The sequence below is a fragment of the Maricaulis maris genome, assembly GCF_049116555.1.
In the GTDB taxonomy this organism is placed as follows: domain Bacteria; phylum Pseudomonadota; class Alphaproteobacteria; order Caulobacterales; family Maricaulaceae; genus Maricaulis; species Maricaulis maris_C.
Window position 1 is genome coordinate 550,213 of the sequence record NZ_JAGDYT010000006.1, and the last position, 22,851, is coordinate 573,063.

22 protein-coding genes, 1 tRNA gene and 1 pseudogene are annotated in these 22,851 nt (G+C 63.0%); 8 read left to right on the forward strand and 16 right to left on the reverse strand.

The features are described 5' to 3' along the window. Positions 1–49 precede the first annotated feature (49 nt). Positions 50–676 carry a S24 family peptidase gene (locus JXQ94_RS10240; RefSeq protein ID WP_421923674.1) on the forward strand — a complete coding sequence of 209 codons (627 nt, stop codon included), beginning with the start codon at positions 50–52 and terminating at the stop codon, positions 674–676. Positions 677–682: 6 nt separating this feature from the next. On the opposite strand, the gene JXQ94_RS10245 is transcribed toward JXQ94_RS10240, so the two are convergent. Beyond that, positions 683–1,450, reverse strand: coding sequence for a hypothetical protein (locus tag JXQ94_RS10245; RefSeq protein ID WP_421923675.1), 768 nt, complete (start codon positions 1,448–1,450; stop codon positions 683–685). A 97-nt stretch (positions 1,451–1,547) separates the two neighbouring features. Between JXQ94_RS10245 and JXQ94_RS10250 the strand changes: the two genes are divergently transcribed. Then, positions 1,548–2,933 (forward strand): cytochrome P450, encoded by a 1,386-nt coding sequence (locus tag JXQ94_RS10250; protein WP_421923676.1) that lies wholly within the window; start codon positions 1,548–1,550, stop codon positions 2,931–2,933. Here the strand turns inward: JXQ94_RS10250 and JXQ94_RS10255 are convergent. The 5 genes from JXQ94_RS10255 to JXQ94_RS10275 form a co-directional block, all read right to left on the reverse strand. Further along, complete coding sequence (locus JXQ94_RS10255; protein ID WP_421923678.1) at positions 2,930–5,092, reverse strand: TonB-dependent receptor plug domain-containing protein; 2,163 nt, start codon at positions 5,090–5,092, stop codon at positions 2,930–2,932. The genes JXQ94_RS10250 and JXQ94_RS10255 overlap by 4 nt on opposite strands. 133 nt (positions 5,093–5,225) lie before the next feature. Next, entirely contained in the window at positions 5,226–5,444 is a 219-nt protein-coding gene (locus tag JXQ94_RS10260) for a helix-turn-helix transcriptional regulator (RefSeq protein WP_421923679.1), read from the reverse strand. Positions 5,445–5,446: 2 nt separating this feature from the next. Continuing rightward, complete coding sequence (locus JXQ94_RS10265; protein WP_421923681.1) at positions 5,447–5,860, reverse strand: hypothetical protein; 414 nt, start codon at positions 5,858–5,860, stop codon at positions 5,447–5,449. A 20-nt stretch (positions 5,861–5,880) separates the two neighbouring features. Then, positions 5,881–6,315 carry a hypothetical protein gene (locus JXQ94_RS10270; RefSeq protein WP_421923682.1) on the reverse strand — a complete coding sequence of 145 codons (435 nt, stop codon included), beginning with the start codon at positions 6,313–6,315 and terminating at the stop codon, positions 5,881–5,883. Between the two features lie 130 nt (positions 6,316–6,445). Continuing rightward, a complete protein-coding gene (locus JXQ94_RS10275) occupies positions 6,446–8,035 on the reverse strand; it encodes a lysine--tRNA ligase (RefSeq protein WP_421923683.1) in 1,590 nt (529 codons plus the stop codon). Positions 8,036–8,716: 681 nt separating this feature from the next. Here JXQ94_RS10275 and JXQ94_RS10280 point away from each other — a divergent pair. Then, a complete protein-coding gene (locus JXQ94_RS10280) occupies positions 8,717–9,928 on the forward strand; it encodes an RtcB family protein (protein ID WP_421923684.1) in 1,212 nt (403 codons plus the stop codon). A gap of 50 nt (positions 9,929–9,978) precedes the next feature. Next, complete coding sequence (locus tag JXQ94_RS10285) at positions 9,979–10,461, forward strand: hypothetical protein (protein ID WP_421923685.1); 483 nt, start codon at positions 9,979–9,981, stop codon at positions 10,459–10,461. Here the strand turns inward: JXQ94_RS10285 and JXQ94_RS10290 are convergent. From JXQ94_RS10290 to JXQ94_RS10310, 5 genes are all read right to left on the reverse strand, one after another. Continuing rightward, positions 10,458–10,910, reverse strand: coding sequence for an ABA4-like family protein (locus JXQ94_RS10290; RefSeq protein ID WP_421923686.1), 453 nt, complete (start codon positions 10,908–10,910; stop codon positions 10,458–10,460). The two genes, JXQ94_RS10285 and JXQ94_RS10290, sit on opposite strands and share 4 nt — an antisense overlap. Before the next feature lie 248 nt (positions 10,911–11,158). Next, on the reverse strand, positions 11,159–11,359 hold the full coding sequence (locus JXQ94_RS10295) for a helix-turn-helix transcriptional regulator (protein WP_421923687.1): 201 nt from the start codon (positions 11,357–11,359) through the stop codon (positions 11,159–11,161). Then, entirely contained in the window at positions 11,356–11,766 is a 411-nt protein-coding gene (locus JXQ94_RS10300; RefSeq protein ID WP_421923688.1) for a hypothetical protein, read from the reverse strand. The genes JXQ94_RS10295 and JXQ94_RS10300 overlap by 4 nt, the downstream gene beginning before the upstream one ends. Continuing rightward, positions 11,763–12,029: a hypothetical protein gene (locus tag JXQ94_RS10305; RefSeq protein ID WP_421923689.1), complete on the reverse strand. Its 267-nt coding sequence runs from the start codon at positions 12,027–12,029 to the stop codon at positions 11,763–11,765. Before JXQ94_RS10305 ends, JXQ94_RS10300 begins: the two co-directional genes overlap by 4 nt. Positions 12,030–12,169: 140 nt before the next feature. Beyond that, a complete protein-coding gene (locus tag JXQ94_RS10310; RefSeq protein WP_421923690.1) occupies positions 12,170–12,823 on the reverse strand; it encodes a peroxiredoxin in 654 nt (217 codons plus the stop codon). Between the two features lie 135 nt (positions 12,824–12,958). On the opposite strand from JXQ94_RS10310, the gene JXQ94_RS10315 reads away from it, so the two are divergent. Both JXQ94_RS10315 and JXQ94_RS10320 read left to right on the forward strand, forming a co-directional pair. Further along, positions 12,959–13,447, forward strand: a complete 489-nt coding sequence (locus JXQ94_RS10315) for a SixA phosphatase family protein (protein ID WP_295691470.1) — start codon at positions 12,959–12,961, stop codon at positions 13,445–13,447. Between the two features lie 71 nt (positions 13,448–13,518). After that, positions 13,519–15,132, forward strand: coding sequence for a glycosyltransferase family 2 protein (locus tag JXQ94_RS10320; protein WP_421923692.1), 1,614 nt, complete (start codon positions 13,519–13,521; stop codon positions 15,130–15,132). 140 nt (positions 15,133–15,272) lie between these two features. On the opposite strand, the gene JXQ94_RS10325 is transcribed toward JXQ94_RS10320, so the two are convergent. The 3 genes from JXQ94_RS10325 to JXQ94_RS10335 form a co-directional block, all read right to left on the reverse strand. Next, positions 15,273–15,346: transfer RNA gene (locus JXQ94_RS10325), tRNA-Gly, on the reverse strand. A gap of 124 nt (positions 15,347–15,470) precedes the next feature. After that, positions 15,471–17,459 (reverse strand): alpha/beta hydrolase family protein, encoded by a 1,989-nt coding sequence (locus tag JXQ94_RS10330; protein WP_421923693.1) that lies wholly within the window; start codon positions 17,457–17,459, stop codon positions 15,471–15,473. A 96-nt stretch (positions 17,460–17,555) separates the two neighbouring features. After that, positions 17,556–18,575 carry a 2'-deoxycytidine 5'-triphosphate deaminase gene (locus JXQ94_RS10335; protein WP_421923694.1) on the reverse strand — a complete coding sequence of 340 codons (1,020 nt, stop codon included), beginning with the start codon at positions 18,573–18,575 and terminating at the stop codon, positions 17,556–17,558. A 171-nt stretch (positions 18,576–18,746) separates the two neighbouring features. Here JXQ94_RS10335 and apaG point away from each other — a divergent pair, with 171 nt between their 5' ends. Both apaG and JXQ94_RS10345 read left to right on the forward strand, forming a co-directional pair. Further along, on the forward strand, positions 18,747–19,139 hold the full coding sequence (gene apaG / locus JXQ94_RS10340; RefSeq protein WP_421923695.1) for a Co2+/Mg2+ efflux protein ApaG: 393 nt from the start codon (positions 18,747–18,749) through the stop codon (positions 19,137–19,139). A 50-nt stretch (positions 19,140–19,189) separates the two neighbouring features. Then, on the forward strand, positions 19,190–20,647 hold the full coding sequence (locus JXQ94_RS10345) for a TrkH family potassium uptake protein (protein WP_421923696.1): 1,458 nt from the start codon (positions 19,190–19,192) through the stop codon (positions 20,645–20,647). Here the strand turns inward: JXQ94_RS10345 and JXQ94_RS10350 are convergent. Then, a complete protein-coding gene (locus JXQ94_RS10350; protein WP_421923698.1) occupies positions 20,644–21,798 on the reverse strand; it encodes a diguanylate cyclase in 1,155 nt (384 codons plus the stop codon). The two genes, JXQ94_RS10345 and JXQ94_RS10350, sit on opposite strands and share 4 nt — an antisense overlap. A gap of 121 nt (positions 21,799–21,919) precedes the next feature. Beyond that, a pseudogene (locus tag JXQ94_RS10355) lies at positions 21,920–22,843 on the reverse strand (Hsp33 family molecular chaperone); the annotation flags it as partial. Between the last annotated feature and the right edge of the window lie 8 nt (positions 22,844–22,851).

The window sequence follows — 22,851 nt, forward strand, 5'->3', positions numbered from 1 at the left end:
GCAAGCGCGACTCGCGTATGGGACAATTTTCCTATAGCCTTCTGGCCTCATGCTGACCCATGACGATATCTGGCGCGGGATTGATCGCCTGGCCCGGCATGCCCAGACAAGCCCGTCCGGACTCGCCCGACGGGCCGGTCTGGACTCGACCACATTCAACCCGTCCAAACGCGTCTCAGCCGACGGCAAGAAACCACGCTGGCCGTCGACCGAGAGCATTGCCAAGGCACTCGCCGCAGCCCATCTGGATTTCGATGATTTCGCCGGTCTGATATCCGGAAAACCCACTGTTGGCGCACTGCCCTCTCGTGGCCTCGCCGATGGTGACGCCGGGTCTCCCTTTGATGCGGCCGGCCTGCCGGCAGGACCCGACTGGGACGCCATTCCATTTCCCGGACTGACACCAGACGAGGCCTTTGCCCTGACCGTCGAGGATGACCGCATGCTGCCGGTTTACCGGCGCGGCGATCGCCTGGTTGTTTCGAACAGCGCCCCGACGCGTGTCGGTGACCGGGTTGTGGTGCAACGCCGCGACGGGACCCGCTCGGCCTGGACCTTGTCGGAGAAGCTGGTCCAGTCCGTGCGCCTGACTCCCCTTGATCCAATGGCGGCCAGCCTCACCCTGCCGCTGTCGCAGATCGCCTGGTTGTCTCGAATTGTCTGGGTCAGTCAGTAGACAGTTTCAGCGTTCAAGCCGGGCATCCGCCCAGGCCGCCGCCACACGGCGGTCATCGAGCCGCGGTGCAAACTCATCCAGCTCGCCCAGGATAGCAGCGTCGAAAGCATCCCGGGCCGGCAATTGCCGCGCACTGTCCACCAACTCCCGAATGCGACCCGAATAGGCCGGCTCGTCGAGTGCCGCGAGCCCCAGGGCGAGGAAATAGCGCGGCGCCGGGCTGTCCGGGTCAAGCGCTATCGCCTGGGAATAATAGCCCATGCCGGCCTCGACCGAGGCATCGAGCGCCCGCAGACCCCGGGTCCCGCCACGCCGGGCGACTTCCAGATGCCACGCCCCCAACATGCCCAATGCCCAGGCATTGTCCGGCTGGCTCGAGACCACTTCTTCCAGGAGGTTGCGTCCCCGCTGGGGCAAGCGTGTCAGATAGGCCCGCCACCCGCTCATATATCGGCCTCGAAAACCAAGCGCGCTGGCCAGGCGCAGCCGGGCCTCGACATGGTCTTCATCTAGGCGCAAGGCATATTCCGCCAGATCGATCGCTCGCTCGGCCAGCGCTTCGCGACCCGCACCGACATCCTCGACCATCAATCTTGCCACCAGCGCCCCGGCCGCGAAGGCATAGCCGTCCGCTGTCTCCAGCTGCTGAGCCTCATAGGCGGCCAATTCCCAGGCGCCCTGCTCATAAGCCGCTTCCGCATCCGCCTGGTCGGCGTGCGCTGCGGTCGTGGCAATCGGGACGAGCAATAGAGAGGCGAGAAGAAAGCGGATCATGCCATCACGTTAGTGCAGGTCAGGCGCGAGGAAAACTGGTAAGCGCGACCATTCGCGCTCTGGCCCCGAAACCGGATCGGGCTAGGGTAGGCAGTCTATGGAAGACCTTGCCCCCACTGCCTTCACCCCACCCAAGCCGCCCTACGCCACCTACAGCGGCGTCGGCAAGCTCGAACTGTCTGATTACTGGACCTATTTCCGGGCGATGCAGCGAAACCCGCTGGAGATATGGGGCGAGCATCATTTTTCTATCCGTCTCGCCCCGTTCAGCTTTCTGGGTCGTTCCAGCCTGATCGTCAGCGACCCTGCGGCGATCCATCACTGTTTCGTCTCCAATGCCGGCAATTACGTCATGAACCCTCTGCGCCAGGCGGTATTGCGCCCCTTTCTGCGCGACGGCCTGCTGACGGCGGAGGGCGATGTCTGGAAAACGGCCCGCAAGGCGGTTTCCCCGGTCTTCACACCGCGCAAGGTCAATGGGTTCGCGCCCCAGATCCGGGCAGTATGTGACATCACCATGGACGGGCTCGCCGCGCGAGACGGCGACACGATCAGCGTCTCCGACCTGATGGTCGAGCTGACACTGGACGTGCTGATGGAGACGCTCTTCTCCGGCGATGAGGCCCTGGACAAGGCCCGCTTCACGCGTGGCATCTGTGAATTGCTGGAAATCTCCGGCCTGCCGCACCCGTTCGACCTGATGCACCTGCCCGGCTGGCTGCCGCGGATCGGTCAGGGCCGGTCGCGCATGGTGATCAAGGATTTGCGCAATCAGGTCGGAGCCGTCGCGGCGGCCCGCCGCATGGCCCCCTCACCAGACCAAAGCGGACGCAGCGCCGACTTCCTCGACCTGCTCCTGGGCGCCGGTCTCGACGACACAGCCGTCATCGACAATCTTCTGACTTTCCTCGCCGCGGGCCATGAAACCACGGCGCGCTCCCTGGCCTGGACGCTCTATCTGCTGTCGCGCGACCCGGCCTCTCTGGCGCGGCTGGAGGCGGAAGTCGACGCGGCCCCGCTCGACACTACCGAACCGGCGGACTGGTCACGCCACCTGCCCTTCACCGAAGCCGTTTTGAAAGAAAGCCTGCGCCTCTATCCGTCGGCCCCCATGCTGGCAAGGACCTCGAAGGAGTGGGATCTGGTTACCGGCCTGCCGGTTCCTGCCGGGACCGACGTCCTGGTCTCGACCTGGCTCCTACATCGCCAGCGCGACATCTGGAATCAGCCTGACGCCTTTGTTCCGGACCGCTTCCTGGGTGAGGCTGCGAGCACCATCCCGCGGGACGCCTACCTTCCATTCGGGCTTGGACCGCGCGTGTGTATCGGTGCGCGCTTTGCGATGATGGAGATGGTGATCGTCATGGCCAGTCTGGCCCGGCGCCTGCGCCTGGACTTCGCCGGCGAACGCGACCCCGTCCCGGTCATGCGCATCACGCTGCAACCGGATACCGACATGCCGATGACGATCCGTCGACGCTAGCGCTGGAAACGCAGCCGGACATTGAAGGACGGTACATTGTCAGAGCTGCGCGAAAGCTGGTCGCGGAACACACCCTGTGGCGTGTCGACCCGGCTGGTCCCCGATCGGTCCCGTCCCGACCGCAATGACAGGCGGATGAAGGTCGACGGCCGCGCCTCCCATTCCGACCACAGATTGACATAGACGCCCTCGGAGCGCTCCAGCGTGTTCACCAGCACCGGACCGACACCGGGCCGCCGCACGCCATCAAAGACATAGATCACATCCGTGCGGGCTTCCTGCCAGCGCGTGGCGAGACCGGTGCGCCATAGTGGCGAATGCCGCCACTCGCCATCCAGATTCACATTCAGACCGTTATCTTCCTTGCGGATTTCCGTGAGCCAGAAATGCATTGCGGGCGCACGGTCTTCGAGCCGGGCCGAGAGGACATAGCGGCCATCAGCCCACTCCTTGCGCAGGCCGATCCGGTAGTAATAATCGCGGTGCCCTGACGTCGTCCGGGAAAAGCCCTGCAGCTGGTCGACGCGATCCGACCAACGATGTGTCGCTTGCCCATCAAGGCTCAGCCCCACAAATCCGAAGCGGTCCAGCTCGAGTTCGAAGTCAGCCGTGAGGCGGGTCACGGTTTCGGCGCTGATATTGGCGGGCCTCACTTCACCATCGGTGTCCAATATGCTCGAGACAGGATTGTCCGACCGCACTGTCTCGCCCTCGATCCGGACAAGGTCGCGCTCACCGAAGCGTCGCTCGAGTGTGATCTGGTGAACCCAATCGCGCGGCGGTTCCAGCGTGGAGGCGCCCGCAGTGCTGAGCGCATTGTCGAGATCCGTTGACGCCAGGAAGAGACCAAGGTCGAGCTGACCGACACGTCGCTCCGTGCTCAGCCGCAAGGTCCAGTCGTCGGGCAATGCCCAATTGAGATCGGCACGCGGGGCCAAATCGGTCAGGCTGAGAGAGGCACCGCCCTCATTCGAACTGTCGAGCGAGAATTGCTCGACGCGGCCACCGACGGTCGCAGACACACGTGAATTGGGGGTCCAGGTCGCGGAAGCGAGAATGGCAGAACGGGTTTCCTCGACCTCGGCATCATCACCGTCGACGCTCTGCACCACCCCGTCGATGGAGGCAGAAGACGAGCCTTCGAGCGTGTTGCTGGCCCAGGTCAGACCGGTTTCGACGGCCAGCGTGTCCATCGGCCGCCACCGCATGTCGGCCCGCGCCGCGGTCTCGCCGGTCTCGCGACTGGACGCGGATTCGCTGACAGTCCCGCCAGAGATCAGGCTGTCCCTGGACGTCGCCTCGCCCTGACGCTGGGTTACCAGTCCGATCAGGTCGATACGGTCGGTGAAAGCATGCCGCCAACGCGCGGAGCCGAAGCGCTCGAGCGTCTCGTCGCGTCCGTCCTCGATGGCCCCGACTTCCGCGGCTGAGGCCGGGGTCGGACGGCTGAAGTCATCATTGCGCTCACTGGACAGCGTCAGCTCGAGATCATTGTTCGCATTCACCGCCAGCCGGGCGAGTGCCTGCCAGTCGCGGCGGGTCCGGCCTTCCAGTTCATCGACCGAGGCCCGCGCAAAGGGCGAATCCGCTGTGGAACTACGGATTGCGGCATAGTCCGTGAGGGTCTCGTCATAGAGGTCGATCCGGGCTTCCAGCTCCAGAGGCCCACTCGACCAGCCCGTGGTCAGCTCACCCTGATATTCTTCGCCGCCATCTTCACGCGGTTCGATCTCGATGCGACCATCAATCCGGGCCGCACTGGTCGAGCGGGTGACAATGTTGAGCAGCAGCGGGTAGCCCTGCATGTCGACATCCCGGGCGCCGGGCTCGATCAGCTCGAGGCGGATGACGTCTTCAACGCGGATCGCCCGAATGCGCCCCTCCAGCGAGCCGCTGCCGCGCGGCGGACGGCGGCCATTGATCAGCGCATTGCCCTGGGCGCCTGACAAGCCGCGAACATCGTCACCGCCATCGAGGCCAAAGCCCGGCAATTGGCGGACAAGATCCAGGGCTGTCCGTGGCAGGAATTCTGCAAAAGTGGCCGGTGTATAGACCTCGACGCCGGGCTCGGCGTCACTCGCCTGAGCCTCGACCGAGACCAGGCTTGCGAGCCAAAGCCCTGTAGCCACAGCCAGAATTTGCGCAACCTTGGTGGTCAATTCATGCCCCTGCCAAACCGTTCGGCGCCAAGATCAGCGCATTTGGTTAGGGAATTGCGATGAATGGACCAAAAATCCAGTGTGAATTGCAATCTTTTGCAGCGTCTTATTGCCTGCCAAAACCAGGTGCACGCTAGGCATCAGGATACTGGAACACCGCGTCGAGACCGACCCTGAACACCCGAGCGATCTTGAAGGCGACTTCCAGCGAGGGTGAGTATTTGCCCTGTTCGATGGCGATGATGGTCTGCCGGGTCACGCCGATCTGCCGGGCCAGCTCGGCCTGGGTCATCTCGCCAGCATGAAAGCGCAGAGTGCGGATCTCGTTCGTGATGGGGGTGGATTTGGCCATGATCAAACACTCCCGCGATAGGTCAGCAATTTGACAAGCGTGCTGGTAAGGCCGGCCAGCATGGCCCCGACGAACAAGGCGTTCGCAGCCCAGAACGGGTCGAATTCAAAGACCAGCAGCATCAGGGCGACAAAGGCCGCGGCATGCATGGCATGTCCGCCCCAGGCATCACCGCGCCGCTCGGCCGCATGGTCACGCTCGTCATCCATGACACCTGCTTCGTCCAGCTCGTTCCGGCTGGAGATGGCGGCGCGAACAATGTCGGCAATCAGTGTCGCCACGAAGACCACTATCGCGATCATCATCTCGCCCTTCCAGGAGACCTCATCCAGAGGCCGACTGAATATCTGGGGGACGACCCGGATCAGATACCAGCCCAGTGCCAGGACCGTACCGAGCGCGACCGCGCGGTTCATTCTTTCGAGGAAGCCGGGCATCACACACCCCTCCGATAGTCGATCAGCTTGGAGACACCCTTGACCAGTTCGCCGGCGACCAGGCCAGCCAGGACAAGATTGGCGATCAGGTGATAAGGCTGCGCCGTCATCGCCGCGGCCACTGCCGCAAGGGCGAATATGGCCAACACGAAACCACCGCGCTGGTCGCCCCGCATCTCGACCAGCTTGTCGCGCTCATCAGCCTTGTCATTGGCCTCGGACGGGGCCGCGACCGCAATGGCAACATTGGCGACGATCGACGCGACAATGATGGCACCAACCGTGACCAGCATCTTCGCATTGGTCATGTCGAGCGCCTCTTCCGGGCTGACCGCACTCCCAAGCAACACGCTGGCCGAGCTGGCGAAATACCAGGCATAGACGCCGCCCGTCAGGACCAGCATCGCGATATTGCTTTTCTCGTGAAAGCTCATGTCAAACACTCCATTCTTGATGTCTGATATTCTTGACATGACGCCATGTAAGCACAAGCAGACTTGATGTCAAATATTTCTGACATAAAAATGCAAAAAGAAGGCCCGCCGGAGCGAGCCTTCCGTTAAATCAATCGCTTGCGAGCTCCCCGGCGAGGCCGGACTCGATCAGCTTGATGGTCTCGCCAACGCCGTAAATGGCAACGAAGGAGCCGAAGCGCGGCCCCTGGGACTGGCCGAGCAGGACTTCATAGAGCGCCTGGAACCAGTTGCGCAGGTTCTCGAACTCCTGTGTCTTGCCGGCCGCAAAGACCTCATCCTGGATCTTGGCGGCGTCGCGCTCGTCCGTGTCCATCGCCTTGAGGCGCACCAGCAGGTCCTCCATCGCCGCCCGCTCCATGTCCGTGGCCGAACGGAAGGATTTGGTCGGCTTCACGAAGTCCTGGAAATACTGCACCGCGAATCCGGCGAGCTGATCGAGCAAGGGATGACTGTCCGGCGTGGCCCCATCGACATAACGCCCGATGAAGCCCCACATGACCTCACTATTATGAGCCGAAGCGGCCGACGCCAGATTGAGCATCAGCGCAAAGGAGATCGGCGAGGTATCGCTTGGCGGATTGCCGTCATGGATGTGCCAGGCCGGGTTTTCCAGCTGCTTGTCCGGCGTCTGTCCGGGATAGGCGGCGAGATGCTGCATATACTCGTCGACCGCCTTTGGAATGACGTCGAAATACAAGCGCTTGGCCGTCTTGGGCTTGACGAAGTTGTAATAGGACAGGCTCTCCGCCGGGGCGTATTTCAGCCAGTCCTCGACCGACAGGCCATTGCCCTTGGACTTGGAAATCTTCTCGCCCTTCTGATCCAGGAAGAGCTCGTAGACGAACTGCGTTGGCGGCTCGGCACCGAGGATCTTGCAGATGCGCGAATAGATTGGCGCATTGGTCTGATGGTCCTTGCCGAACATCTCGAAATCGACCCCCAGGGCCGCCCAGCGCATGCCGAAATCCGGCTTCCACTGAAGCTTCACATGACCGCCGGTCACCGGCAGTGTGGTCTCGCTGCCGTCCTCGTCATCAAAGGTGATCGTGCCCGCTTCAGCATCGACCGCCTTCATCGGCACATAGAGGACCCGGCCCGTCTTCGGCGAGATCGGCAGGAAGGGCGAATAGGTCGCCTGGCGCTCCGCCCCCAGCGTCGGCAGCATCACCGCCATGATGTCTTCATAGCGCTCGGCCGCCCGCTTGAGCATCGCGTCATAGGCGCCTGTCTTGTAGAGCTCAGTCGCCGACTGGAAGGTATAGGTGAAGCCGAAGCCGTCGAGAAAGCCGCGCAGGCGCGCATTCATGTGCGCACCGAAACTCTCATGTGTGCCGAACGGATCGGGCACCACGGTCAGCGGCTCCTGCAGGTGCTGGTTCAGCATGTCCTGCTGCGGCAGGTTGTCGGGCACCTTGCGCATGCCGTCCATGTCATCGGAGACACAGATCAGTTGCGGCTCATAGGCCCCGCCGGTCAGCGCATCGAAGGCGCGCAGCACCATGGTGGTGCGCACCACCTCGCCGAACGTGCCCATGTGCGGAAGCCCCGACGGGCCATAGCCGGTCTCGAACACGACCGGCCCGGATTTTCGTCCCAGCTTGTCCAGACGCTTCTTGAGCAGGCGCGCTTGTTCAAACGGCCAGGCTTTCGCGTTTTGGGCAAGATCGGAAACAGACATCCCGGGCAACTTTCTCAGACAGGAGGACAGATGCTCGCGAGGTAGAGGGGAAGCGCCAGATGGTCAAGCAAGCCGGGCTTGGTGGCGCCCTTTCTCTCTCCCCCTGGAACGCGCCCGGGCGATACGGATATCCCGGTGGCGGCGATCTGAACCCCCTCATCCGCCCCTCAGGCTCCGCCTACCACGGGAGACGGAGCTCGGGCGATGCTTGACGACCACACCGTTACTGAAAGGCAACACCCCTGTTCCATCCAACCCCACCGGATCGATTTCGCCTTGCACGCGAAGTCCAGGGCGGTCATAAGCCGCCTCCCGTTAACCCCGCCCCGGACCGGCTCTCCCGGTCCTGCGCACACGAAGAGACGATCATGAACTCAGTTCAGACCCGATATCGCCTCTCCCGCCCGGTCTATTGGCCGGCGGCGGTTGTGCGCGCGGAGGATGACGCTTTCACCCGGTAGACTGGCCCCACAGTCCCGGTTGTTGGCCCTCCCGAGCGCCCGCTCGAGGAGGGTTTTTTGTGTTCTGCGCCGCCCCGCCCCCCGAAAGGTGGCCGGAATACAAATCCCAGGGAGGGAGTGCGACCCCCGACGCGCTCCCTCCCGCAAGGGTTCATGAACTCCTTGGCATGACCGATTGAACAGAAAGAAAGGCTCTGCGCCCGGCGCGGAGAAGACACCCATGTCGACCCAGTATGAAGCCATCGAGACATCATCCGGCCTGATCAAGGCCTGGGTGAAGGGCGTTCCGGTCGAGAATGCCGCGATCGAACAGCTGCGCAATGTCGCCGGCCTGCCCTTCGTGCACAGCCATGTCGCGGCCATGCCGGATATTCATTTCGGACGCGGCGCGACGGTTGGTTCGGTCATCCCGACCAAGGGCGCGATCATCCCGGCAGCGGTCGGGGTTGATATCGGCTGCGGCATGATGGCGATGCGGACCAGCCTCAAGGCCCACCAGCTACCTGACAGCCTGAAGGCCACACGGGACGCAATCGAGCGGGCCGTGCCGGTCGGGAATGGCAAGGGCGGCGACCACCGGATCAATCCGGCCTCGGTCAATTCACGGCTTGAAACCTCTGGCCTCGTGGAGCGGCTCGCCGTGATCAAGGGCAAGCACAGGAAGATCGGCACGCACAAGGTGGACGGCCAGATCGGCACGCTGGGCGGCGGCAATCACTTCATCGAACTCTGTCTCGACGAGGCCGGTTCGGTGTGGGTGATGCTGCACTCGGGCTCGCGCGGCACTGGCAACATGATCGGCACCTATTTCATCGAGCGGGCCCGCGAAGAGCTCGCCCGGCGGGTGCTGGGCTTCCATGTGCCGGACAAGGATCTCGCCTTCTTCCTCGAGGGCGAGCCCCTGTTCGACGACTATGTCGAAGCGGTTGGCTGGGCCCAGGACTATGCCCGGGAAAACCGTGAGGCGATGATGGAGCGGGTACTCCACGCCCTGCGGTCGACGCTGGGCCGGTTCAAGACCGACAAGGCCGCGGTGAATTGTCACCACAATTATGTGGAGCAGGAACACCATTTCGGCGCCGATGTCTGGCTGACCCGGAAGGGCGCGGTCTCGGCGCGGCTGGACGAGCTCGGCATCATTCCCGGCTCGATGGGGGCGAAATCCTTCATTGTGCGCGGCAAGGGCGCAGCGGACAGCTTCTGCTCCTGCTCGCACGGGGCCGGGCGGACCATGTCCCGGTTCAGGGCCAAGCAGAGCTTCACCCTCTCCGATCACCGCAAAGCGACCGACGGAGTGGAGTGCCGGAAGGATGCCCGCGTCATCGACGAAACACCGATGGCCTACAAGGACATCGACCATGTCATGGCGGCGCAGTCCGACCTGGTGGAAGTGGTCCACACCCTCAAACAGGTCGTGTGTGTGAAAGGCTGAGTGAAGCGGGCGGGACTTCGGTGCCGCCCGCTGCACCAAGGGAGGTGAGGATGCGAGAAGACATGTTCAAGGTAATCGTCGAACGGCCCCGATCGGGCTGGCGCAGCCAGAAGCTACGCCGTGGCAAGCTCAACCAGGCTGGCGACACTCTTCCAAAGAAGCAGGGTCTGAAGCGTCAGCGACAGGAAAACCGCACCCAATCCAAATGGCTGAATGAAAATCTCGCGCCGTTGAAGCGCTTTCTCGACAAACAGGTCGGCCGCCCCTGGGACAAGGTGTATGCCGAAATCTGCGAAAACCTGTCGCCCGACCACACGGTGAAACAGCATGTGCGCGAGCATTTGTTCGATTTCGTCAAGCGGCCACGCATCGGTCGCGACGGCGAATGGGTCTGGAACACCCCGCGCTATCTGGGCTTGCAGCCGCGTGTCGGCGAGCTCTACATCCACCCGCGCGATGGCCTGTTGAAACGCTGGAAGCTCAAGCGCGGCGAAAGCCCGCGACGCGATGGCAAGCCTGTGCGGCGACGCTAGCTTTCGGGCTCGGCCAGTGACCAGCCAGCCTTGCCGCTGAACTTGCGGGCAAGGAGATGGATGAGCAGACCGACAGGTCCGAACAGGAAGGTCAGGATGAGGGCCGGCGTCACGATCCATCGACTCAGTCCGATGCGCCGGGCATCCCGCGCAATCCAGGCACCGACGAAAAGGTCAAAGGCCAGGAAATGCACCCAACCGGTCAACAGTCCGACCGGATGCGAGAACAGGGCCTGCACAGCCGCCAGGCTGGACATGCCGGCCTCCGGGTCTGACTGACCAAAACCAATCCCCAGCGTCAGAAAGGCCAGATAAATGGCCGACAGGACAAGCGGGATCAGCGCCGTGTGCACCAGCCGCTGCGTCCACGTCCAACCGGGCGCGAGGATGAGCAGGAGCCAGGCCGGAACGACCGAGACATTCAGGACTGTAAACATCGTATCGTACATGTCTCGACCTCGCTTTGATCTGACGAGATCAACCCGATTCGTCACGCTCGGGGATACATCTTGTTACTGACTGCTCGGTCAGGCGATACCCGCCACCCATTTCATCCGGACGGTGCGGGCGATCATGCTGAAAGGCGCCGGGCTGGACCATGTCTGGCCGCAAATATGGCCGCTGATGGTGATCTTCGCGGTCATCGCGACGGTGGCCATGCTGCGCTATCGGCAGACGCTCGATTGAGGGGACGGTCTCATCCCGCCCCTTCATCATCGAAAATACTTTCGATCGGTTCGCCGAACAGACGCCCGAGCTTGAAGGCCAGCGGCAGGGACGGGTCATACTTGCCGGTCTCCAGGGCGTTCACTGTCTGGCGCGAGACGTCGAGGCGTTCTGCCAGCGCCTGCTGACTCCACCCCTTCTCGCCTCGCAATTCCTTGAGCCGATTCTTCATCGCACCTGCACCTGCTGGACGGCGGCAGCCAGCGAATGCACGACGGCGGCCAATGGAAACAGCATGGTCATGTTGAGCGGTTCCATGATGCCGTAGATCTCGGCCACCCCGAAGATCGCGCTGAACAGAAGCATCGCCAGCATCGCAATCGCCGCGGCGCGGACCTGCATGCGGGCCAGCATCTCGTCGATCGAGCGCACATAGCGGACCACCTCATAGCCATAGCCAAGCAAGGGCAGGCAGGTCAGGGCGACCAGCGGCCAGGCGGAGATCGCGTCCCAGCCGTTCAAGGACGGATTCACGATCTTGTCGATCGCAACGAGGATCGCCGTGAAGGCGATCATCGCCACGAATGTACGCCAGAAATAGCGACGGGTTACCGACGCCTGTTTTTCAGCCGTGCTCATGACACGTCCTTTTCGCGGCCGCCGATCAGCAGCGTGAAGATCCGGGCAATCGCCATCAGACCGAGGATGAAGACGGTCAGGCCGGCGATTTTCATTTCCGTGGACAGGCCACCAATGACATCCCGCACCAGGTCGAGCGATGGGCCTATGATGCCGGCCAGGAAGAGCGTTGGCAGGAAAACCACCGCAAACAGCGCCAGAGACGCCAGGCTGGGCGGCTCACCGGCGTCGCCAAAATCCTTTATCCACTCACGCATTGTCATGAAAACCTCCTTCAGATCTGTAAAGTGACCTTGACTATATGGAGTAAAGGAAACTTGTCGTCAAGCGTGCTTTACAACCGAACCCAAAAGAAAGGCGCCCGGTTGCCCCGGACGCCTCTCCATAACCGTGTCGGATGCGCCTACTCGGCAGGCTCATCCACCTTGTTCGGCTGTTTGGTGACCCGCAGATAGGGCTTGATCTTGTTGTAGCCGGCCGGGAAGAGCGCATCGGCCTCGGCGTCGGTGATCGACGGCACCACAATCACGTCCTGGCCGTCTTCCCAATTGACCGGTGTCGCCACCTTGTAGCCATCGGTCAGCTGCAGGCTGTCGATCAGGCGCAGGACCTCATTGAAGTTCCGGCCGGCGCTGGGCGGATAGGTGAAGGTGGCGCGGATCTTCTTGTTCGGGTCGATGATGTAGACCGAACGGACCGTCAGCTTGGGATCGGCATTGGGGTGGATCATCGAGTAGAGCTCGGACACGGAACGATCCGTATCGGCGATGATCGGGAAGTTCATACGGACATTCTGGGTTTCTTCGATGTCCTTGATCCAGCCCTTGTGGTCCTCGACGCTATCCACCGAGAGCGCGATCGCCTTGGCACCGCGCTTGGCAAATTCGTCCTTCAGCTTGGCGGTAAAGCCCAGCTCGGTCGTGCAGACCGGCGTGTAGTCAGCAGGATGGGAGAAGAAAATCACCCAATCATCACCGATCCAGTCGTGAAAACTGATCGGACCGTCACTTGTCTCGGCTTGGAAATTCGGGGCGATATCGCCCAACAGCAGACCCATGTCTTTCTCCTCGGTTCAAAACGCGATGAAACTGGCTTAGGAGTAGGTGCGCCTTGTCAGCCGGGAGTTCAAGCCCTCCGCGACCGGTGCACCTGACTGTGAAACAGCCGGCCAAGGATCCGGAGAACGGACGCCATGACTGCCACACTCATTCTGATGCGACATGCCAAGGCTGTGGACCGGCTCGAGGCCGAAGACGATTTCCAGCGTGGCCTGACGGCGCGGGGACGCAGTGATGCTGCCGACGCTGCCGATGCCCTCTGCGCGGCGGGGCTGAAGGCGGATATCGCCCTGGTTTCTCCGGCATGGCGGACCCGGCAAACCTATGACCAATTGCTGCCGCAACTCGGTGCGCCGCAATTGGAGGACCCGATGGTCCTCTATCACGCCTCCACCGACATGCTGGAACGCGCCACGCGCGATGTACTGTCGCCAAAGCGCACGCTTCTTCTGGTCGGGCATAATCCGGGCATTGGCGGCTTTGCCCACAAGCTCGCCCAATTGTGCGGGGCGACGCGCCAATTGCCCGCGGGCTATCCGACCGCGACCGCCTGCGTCTTCGAACTGGCCGACTGTGATCTCGGCCAGCCCAGCTTCGTGACCTGCGTCAATCCCAGGGCGTAGACCGACCCGACTCGCCTTATGAGTGCATTTATGCTCTCCTACCCGGATAGCGGGTGAGGGAGAGGTGTGCCATGGCCCTGCTGGACAGCGATATGGGGCCCGTGAGAGAGGCAGACGGCGCGACAGCGCCCCGCTGGCGACCGCGCGGCGGGCAGGTCTTTCGCCCCACACGGGTCGCAAAGCCGCCACCCCGTCTTGCCAACCTTTGGAGCGAGACGGCCGCCCTCGGCCTGCCCCGACGCGCGCCGGAGATGAGCGCCTTCGGGCCGGTCTCCCGCCGGGCTGGACGTATCGGGCTGATGGCGCTGGCTCTGGCGGTGACGATCGGCGTCCTGCTGCCAGGCCCTGCGCTCGCTCTGGCCAGTCTTGCCAGCTGCAGCCTGTTTGCGGCCCTCATTGCGCTTCGCATTGGCGCGATCAGCGTTCGCCCGCAATGGATGCGGGGCCCCGACTGCGCGGATCAGGCGCTCCCGACTGCCACCATAATGGTCGCGCTCTACCGGGAAGCCGCTGTCCTGCCGCAACTCGCGGCCTCCCTCGCCGCCATCGACTATCCGCCAGACCGCATCGCCTTCAAACTGGTCCTGGAAGCGGATGACAGGGCGACCATCGACACCGCGCGTGGACTGGCGTTGGACGATCGCTTCGAGATTGTCATTGTTCCGCCCGGCGAACCGCGTACCAAGCCGCGCGCCCTCAATTACGCCCTGCGTCTGTGTCGCAGCGAGCTCGTCACCGTGCATGACGCCGAGGACCACCCCCATCCCGACCAATTGCGCCGGGCTGCGGAAGTCTTCCGGATTGCCGATCCCCGCCTCGCCTGCCTTCAGGCACCGCTGAACTGGTATAACCGTCACGAGACCTGGCTGACGCGCCAGTTCGCGCTGGAATACGCGGCCCATTTCCACGCCCTCCTGCCCCTCTATCAGCGCTTGGGCTGGCCGCTGCCGCTGGGCGGTACGAGCAATCATTTCCGCCGGGAGGCCCTGCTGGCCCTGGGCGGTTGGGATGCCTGGAATGTCACCGAGGATGCGGATCTCGGCCTGCGCCTGCATGCCGCGGGCTATCATTGTGGCCTGATCGAGCCCCTGACCGAAGAGGAAGCGCCCCTGCGCCTGTCGCCCTGGGTCAAACAGCGCACACGCTGGATCAAGGGCTATTCGCAGACAATCGCGGTCCTGCTCGCCAATCCGCGAACGCCCTGGCGGCGGGTCTGGCCCGGCGTGCTTGTACTCGGTGGCGCTGCATTCTCGGCCCTGCTGCATGCGCCGCTCAGCCTGATCTGCCTGACAGCTTTCCTGCTGAACCCGTCCAGCGCTTGGACCGGCCTGCCGGCACTCGCCTTCATGGCGGCAGGATACGCCAGCGCGATTGCCTGTGCTGCGGTCGCCATGCGCCGCGCCGGCCTGCCTTTGAGGCGGCGCGACCTCATCGCCATGCCCGGCTATTGGCTGCTACAGACACTTGCAGCCCTGCGTGCGCTGCGCCAACTCATCTTCGATCCGCATTACTGGGAGAAGACGGAGCACGGCGTCAGCGCCCTGACCGGACCATCATGTATCTCGGCCTCACCTCGACCCTTGTCGGACTCGCCCTGTGCGTCGGTCTCTTCCTGCTCGCCCGTTGGCGGGCCGGCCAGCCTGTCCGTCCGGAAAAAGGCCCGCGCCTCATCCCCTGGACGCTGATCGCGATAGTCATAGCGGCCGTCTTCATCGCCCTGCTCGTCCACCTGGTCGAACTCGCCGGCATGGACCCAGCGGCCCTGCGACCGCGACGCTTCTAGCGCCGGGCTTTTCGGGGTCTGGCACACTCGATGTCTGGAGATTGGAGCGGGTGAAGGGAATCGAACCCTCGTCGTAAGCTTGGGAAGCTTCTGCTCTACCATTGAGCTACACCCGCCTGCGCCGCATCCTACACGGAGCGGTGTGCTGCGCGGAAGCGCGCATTTGCAGTCGCCGGACACAAAAAAGGGCCGGCGTGAGGCCGGCCCTTTCTCGTTGGTTGCAGTCCGGAACAGACGTGATCAGTTCGCGTCCGGCGGATTGTGCTCGAACAGGAAGCGCTCGAGATTGGTGTAGAGCTCACGCACATTGTCCACCGTCATCCGGTAGGACTGGTGCGGGCCATCCTCGATCGCGACCAGCTCGTAGGGCTTGCCGGCGGCATCCATGGCTTCCGCCATGATTTCCGCCTGCTCGAACGGCACGATGAGATCGTCCGTACCATGAACCAGCATCAGCGGCGTCTGGACGTTATCGGCATTCAGAGCGGGCGAGATGCGGGAAATATTCTCCGTCTCGCTGCGCCAGTCACCAATATACTCGGCCCAATAGGTCACGGACGCGCCGCCGAAACGACCCGTCTCGTAATTCATCATGGCGAAAATGTCCGAAACCGGGGCCCCCGCGATGATGCAACGATACAGCTCCGGTGTCAGGGTCGCTCCGGCCAGGGCCGCATAGCCACCATAGGACCAGCCGAACAGGCAAACACGGTCAGACGCTGCCACGCCACTCTCGACCAGATGGTTCACGGCATCGGAGACATCATCCTGCATGGCCCGGCCCCACTCACCATGCGCCATGGTGATGAAGTCACGGCCGAAGCCTTCGGATCCGCGGAATTGTGGTTGGAACACCGCATAGCCGCGCGAGGCCAGGAATTGAGCCCAGGGGTCGAACCCATAGAAATCGCGAGCCTGCGGTCCACCATGCGGAAGCATCACCAAAGGCAGGTCGCGAGCTTCGCGGCCCGGCGGCAGGGTGAGGTAGCCGAACAATTCGACGCCGTCGCGAGCCTCGAAGTGAACGATCTCGACGGACGCCACCGACTCATCGGGGATCCGGTCATAGGCGCCAGCCAGGAAGGCCATTTCGCCACTTTGACGATCCAGCAGATAATAGCTCTGGCTGGTCTGCCCGCCACCGATGGAAATGATGACACGGCGGAAATCCTGATCCCAGCTCGAGATTGAAACGTTGGAATCGGGGAAGAAGCCTTCCAGTTGGGACTGGATGCCGGCAAAGGTCTGGTCGAAATACTCGACGCGCTGGCGCTCTTCAGTCCAGCGCACACCGATGATGGCGTTCGTGCGCCAGTCACGGATAAAGCTGCCGACATCAGCCAGATCAGACTGGACGACCGGTCCTTCGATCTCATTGGTCTCGAAGTTGAAGCGGAACACGGCCGAACGGTCGTCATTCACGCGGGATGTGAAATAGCCGTACTGACCTGTTGCATCGAGACCTGCCATATTGGTCATGCGCCCGGTCCACCGGTCCGATCGGCGGGCACCGAAGCGGAAGCGTTCGCGGGTCAGGTTCTCATTGTAGACGCGATCCCAGCCGGAATCGTCCAGATTGGCCCAGAGCTCGAATTCGCCATCATCCGTCGTGTAGCGCACAACAGGTTCATTCTCGGCATTGAGCACATAGTTGAACCCACCCTCACCGATGAAGACCCGGCGAGCGGATCGGTCACGCGAGAATTCCTGACGGAACAGGCCGACCGCCCGCTCCACACCATCACCCGCGGAGCGCGACCCGCGATTGTCCTGGAGCACAGGCTGCCAGACCAGCATCGAGTCGGGGTCAGTGATGTCCCGGTTGGCGAGGGATTTGTACTGGCTGAGCTCCCAGTTCCGGCTGCCATCGGCACGGATGACATAGGTGCGGAAGACATCGACCCGCTCACCGACCGACGCCATGTCGCGGCGTTCCGAATAGGTCGCGAGCAGATTGTCGTCATTCGCCCAGGAGACCGCCGCCAGGACCTGGTCGTCGCCGCCATCAATGACCTGCGGCGCTGCACCCGTCAGCGAATAAACGACGATGGAGCGCTCGGCGCGGCTCTCGCCGGAAATGAAAACAATGCGCTCACCATTCGGCGAGATGCTGACCGACGACATGTTGGCCATCGCGGCATAATCATCGATTGATGGCACAGGCGCCTGAGCTTGCGCGGTCCCACCCGCAAAAAGCAGTAGCGTCACGAGGCCTAACAAACGGGCCATACTCCCCTCCCTTACGAAAACCCCACCAAAGGGTAACTGAGAAGTAAGATTTAGATTTGCGACGCCACAATCAAGGGGAAAAGCCAGAAAACCCGGCTATTCGCTTGTGAAGAATTTCGACAGCTTCAAACTCTGGGCTTGGTAATTCGATGCGACCTGGCCATAGGCCGTCTCCGGCATGGCCAGCATGGGTTCATAGACCAGACGCGCAATCGGCTGGCCGTGCTCCAGGATGAAGGGCACATCGCGCCCGCGCACTTCAAGCACGGCGCGGGCGCCGACACCGCCGGCTTCGGCTGTACCGAAGCCCGGATCGAAGAAGCCGGCGTAGTGGGCGCGAAACTCACCGATCTCGGTGGCGATGGGGGCCATCTCTGCCGCTTCGCCCCGCCCGATTTCGACCGCCTCCTGCGAGGCGAGAATGTAGAACTCGCCCGGATCGAGGATCAGACGGCGGTCAGGAGCGCGCAGCGGCTCCCAGAACCGGCTCGCGGCATGGCCACCGATTTTCGCCAGGTCAACCAGTCCGGAATGACGCCGGGCGCGATAGCCGACAATCCCGTCACCGAAACCGGCGAGATCGATACTTACCGTCACTTCGCGCAACGTCTTGTGCTCACCCTGACGGAAGCGGACCTGGCTCAGGCGGTCACCCTCGCGCGCGAGGACGGAAAAGGTACAGGGCGAGATTTCCGCATAGAGCGGACCGTCATAACCAACGGGCGCCTGATCGAAGGCGACACCCCGGTCCGTGATGACACGGGTGAAGACATCAATCCGCCCGGTCGAGCTTTTCGGATTCATCGCCGCCGACAGGCCGGCCGGCAATTTGAGGCCTTCCTGCAAGGGCGCGAGGTAAACGCATCCCGTCTCCAACACTGCACCGGCCCGAAGATCGACCGTATGCATGACGAGATCATCATCAAGACGCTCAGCGACAGTCCGCTCCGGCCCCGGGAGGAAGCTCGCACGCAGGCGCCAGGCTTCGCTGCCAAGCCGCAAATCAATGCTGGCAGGCTGGACCTGTCCTTCAGCCAGCGGCGCGTCCGCTGTGAGGATGCCGCGCCCGAGAAGGGCGGCGAGATGATGATCTGGGAGGATTCCGGTGTCAGCCATAGGTCACGATCAGCCTGTCTGGGATAGGCAGATGTCCAACATCCCGCGCGCCCTGTCCAGCGATGCTGACCGTGGGGGTTGAGCCGCCCTGCGCGCAGGTTGATGATGGCGACCTTGAATGGACGGTCAGACCCGAGCTCAGACCTGGAGCGCTGGCCACAGGGGCATCTCATGTATGAGCACGAAAGCCGCGGCGTGCGGATCAGTGTCAGTCCGGATTATCTCGAAGACGAGAGCACGCCGGAGGATGGGCGCTATGTCTGGGCCTATACGATCGAGATCGAGAATACGGGTGAGCAGCCGGTTCAGCTGATCGCGCGCAAATGGGTCATCACCGATGCCAATGGTCGGACCGAACACGTCCAGGGTATGGGCGTGATCGGCGAGCAGCCGGTGATCGAACCCGGCGAACGTTTCCGCTATACCTCCGGTGCGCCGCTTCCGACCCCGTCCGGCTTCATGAGCGGCAGTTACGAGATGCGTCGCGGTGATGGCGAGAGTTTCGCCGCCACCATTCCCGGCTTCTCGCTGGACCGCCCCTCTGACCGTCTCTGGTTGCACTGATCGCGTAACCGCGCACAAATGACGGACCTAACTCAGGAAATCATGCGCTCGTGACCCAGGCCCTGCGGCAAGTTCTCTTCATGATCGGCATGATGGTCACCGTCCTCGCGACGACCATGCTGGCCCCGGCCCTGGTGGATTTCAGCGCCGGCGAGCACGAGAGTGCCACCGCCTTTATCCTGTCGGCAGTGATTGGCGTCTTTATCGGCGGAGCCGTGGCGCTTGGAACGCGCGGCCCGGTCGGTGACATGCCGCCGCGCGGTGCCTTCGTGCTCATTGTCGGCGCCTGGCTGGGCCTGGCATTGTGTGCCGCCCTGCCGCTGAGATTGTCCGGCCAGGACTTGAGCTGGACCGACGCGATCTTCGAGTCGATCTCCGGCCTGACGACGACGGGTGCCACCGTGATCACCGGGCTCGATTTCCGCCCGCCGGGCCTGTTGCTGTGGCGCGCCATCCTGCAATGGATTGGCGGGATCGGCATCATTGTCACCGCCATGGCCTTCTGGCCCATGCTGGGCATTGGCGGCATGCAGCTCTTCCAGCTGGAAACCGGCGACAAGTCCGACAAGGTCCTGCCGCGTGCGACCCAGATCGCAGCCGGCATCACGGTGATCTATGTCACGCTGACCGTGGCCTGTCTGGTCGCTTACATGGCGGTGGGCATGCCTTGGCTGGATGCCCTTTGTCACGCCATGTCAACGGTCTCGACCGGCGGCTTCTCGACCTCAGACGGGTCGATGGGGACCTATTTCGGGCTCGGGGCCGACATGATCGGCTCGATTTTCATCATCCTCGCCTCCCTGCCATTTGGCGCCTATCTGCTCGCCGCCCGGGGCCGCCTCCACGGCTTCTGGCGCGACGCGCAAGTTCGCGGTTTCATCCTGGTCATCCTCGTTTCGGCCCTCGGACTGACCGCCCTTCTGCTGTCTCAGGGTGCGGAGAATGCCAATGGCGAAGCCTGGCGCCATGCCAGCTTCAACGCCGTCTCCATCATCACGGGCACCGGGTTTGCGACGACGGATTACGGCCAGTGGGGGCCGCTCGCCCAGGCCAGCTTCTTCGTCTTCATGTTCATAGGGGGGTGCGCCGGATCGACCACATGCTCGATCAAGATCTTCCGCTTCCAGGTCGCCGGCACGGCCATTCGCCGCTATCTCGCCCGCCTGCTTCAGCCCAATGCCGTGATCCCGATGTTCTATAACGGGCGACCGGTCTCGGACGGCATCCTGCACTCGGTGCTGGGCTTCTTCTTCGTCTTCTTTGCGGTCTATGCGGTCTCGGCGGCGGTCCTGTCGGCGATGGGCCTGGATCTGATCACCGCCCTGTCAGGCGCCGCGGCAACTCTGACCAATGTCGGTCCGGGTCTCGGCTCCATCATCGGGCCGTCCGGGACGTTTGAACCCCTTTCAGACCCGGTCAAATGGGTGCTGACGGCGAACATGTTCATTGGTCGGCTGGAAGTCCTGGCTGTGCTGATCCTGCTCAGCCCACGCTTCTGGCGCGCCTAGGCGGCGGCGAGAATGACCCGGTTGCGGCCGGCATCCTTGGCCTCGTAAAGCGCCATATCCGCCTGCTTGAACAGGCGCGTCAGGCAGGGCTCATCGCCCGTCACTTCAACCAGTCCGGCCGAAATGGTGATGGCGATCACCTTGCCATCCCGCTCGAATGGCGTGTCCTCGACAGTCTGCCGGACCCGTTCGGCGATCTCGCCGACACTGGCAGGCCCGCCCGCATGGATCAGCGCCACAAATTCCTCGCCGCCAAGGCGGGCGACATGGTCGGTGTCACGGATGGCGCGTTTGAGCACGTCCGCAATGTGCTGCAGCACCGCGTCACCGACATCATGCCCGTAAGTGTCGTTGACCTGCTTGAAATGATCGACATCGAACACTGCGAGCGCTGACTGCCGGTCCGCAGACTCCATAACCCCGAACTCGCGATGGACCATGGCTTCGAAGGCGCGGCGATTGGGCAGGCCTGTAAGGTGATCGGTCAACGCGGCCTTGCGCAGGACAGCGGCTGAATGCCCGGCGGAAAGCAGGACAAAGCCGAACACCAGATTGGTCTCGACGACGATCAGCGAGAGAATGCCGAACGCAACCAGCTGGTTCGGTGCCAGCACGCTGGGCATGTCCGGGTCGAACAATACAACGCCGACAGAGATGACCGCGAGTGACCCCACGAAGTAATAGATTGTGTAGCGCAGCAGGCGCACACCCGGTTTGCCGTCGCGCTGCCCGATCACGGAGAGATAGGACAGCATCAGCAGGTTGGGGATGATCACCGCCACGCCGAAGACAGCAAATCGAAGGGCCGCGCTGTCCACAACCCAGGTGAAGGCAGGAAACCCGATCACCACGACACCCGCCAGGCCGCCCAATTGCCAGCGGGGCACATTGAGCCCGGCAAAGCGCGCGGCGCCCTCGAGCATGATGAGGAAACCGCCAGCGGCCATAATGTCGCCCAGCACGATGCCGAAGACATCCGGAACCACGCCGCGCAGGGAGATCAGCCCCAGTCCGATACCATGCGTGGCGGTCCCGGCCAGCCACCAGCGCGGGCCATCCTTGTTTTGCTGGATCGCCGCATTCACCGCATGGATGAACACGCCCGCCAGAATGACTGGCACAATAGCCAGAATGAGCGTTTTGGAATCCATGACGCCGGATGCTTGCCTTCCCAATTGGGCGAGACTGTCTACGTCAGGCGTTACTGGAGCGTTGTCATGAGCCGAGAAGTTATGTTGCACTGCAACGTCATTTGGCCGATTTCGCCCAGGCTCAGCTGGTCGCCCCGTCGACATCCCGAGGGTCGAACTTCCAGTCGCGATTGCAATATTCGCAGGTCATGACGATGGCGCCGTCCGCCTCCATCTCCGCCCGGTCATCGGCCGGGAAAGACGCGATGATACGGCGCAGGCGCTCGCGTTCGCAGGAACAGCGCTTGGTGACGCCCGTCGGCTCGAGCAGGCGCACACCGTCCTCATTGAACAGGCGATAGAGGAGCGCGCCGGCAGACAGGTCGGGGTCGAGCAGCTCGCCGTCCTCGACGGTTTCGAACAGGGCCCTGGCATGATCCCAGTCGTCCTCGGCCGAGCCGCGGGCCTCGTCGCCGGCAACTGATTGCAGCAGCGAACCGCCGCCTCGCCATTGCCGGGCCTCATCACCCGTCCAGATTTCGCCGATCGCGCAGCGCAGCCGGGTCGGGGTCTGTTCGGACTGGCGAAAATAGGTTTCGGCGACCTGGCTCAGGCTTTCGCCCTCGAGCGCCACAACGCCCTGATACTGGTCCATGTCCGGGCCGTGATCGATCGTCATGGCGAATGAGCCGCGCCCCAGCAGGCTGGTCATCATCGCGTCGGGCGCCGGCCTGTCGACCAGGACCGCGTCCACCGCGGCGCGATCCATCGAGGCGAAACCGCGGACGCCCTCACCGGTCACATATTCGGCGACCAGGAAACGCACCGGACCGTCGCCCTGAGCCTGAACGATCAGGCGACCGTCAAACTTCAGCGCATCGCCGACCAGCGTGGTGACCAGCACCGCCTCACCGAGCAAGCGGGCAACCGGCTCGGGATAGTCATGCGCGGACAGGATGTCATCGAGGACCGAGCCGAGCCGGGTGACCCGCCCACGCACCGTGCGGCCTTCGATCTGAAAGCCCGCAACGATATTGTCGTGTTCTCCGAGCGGATCACCCACAGCTCTGGTCC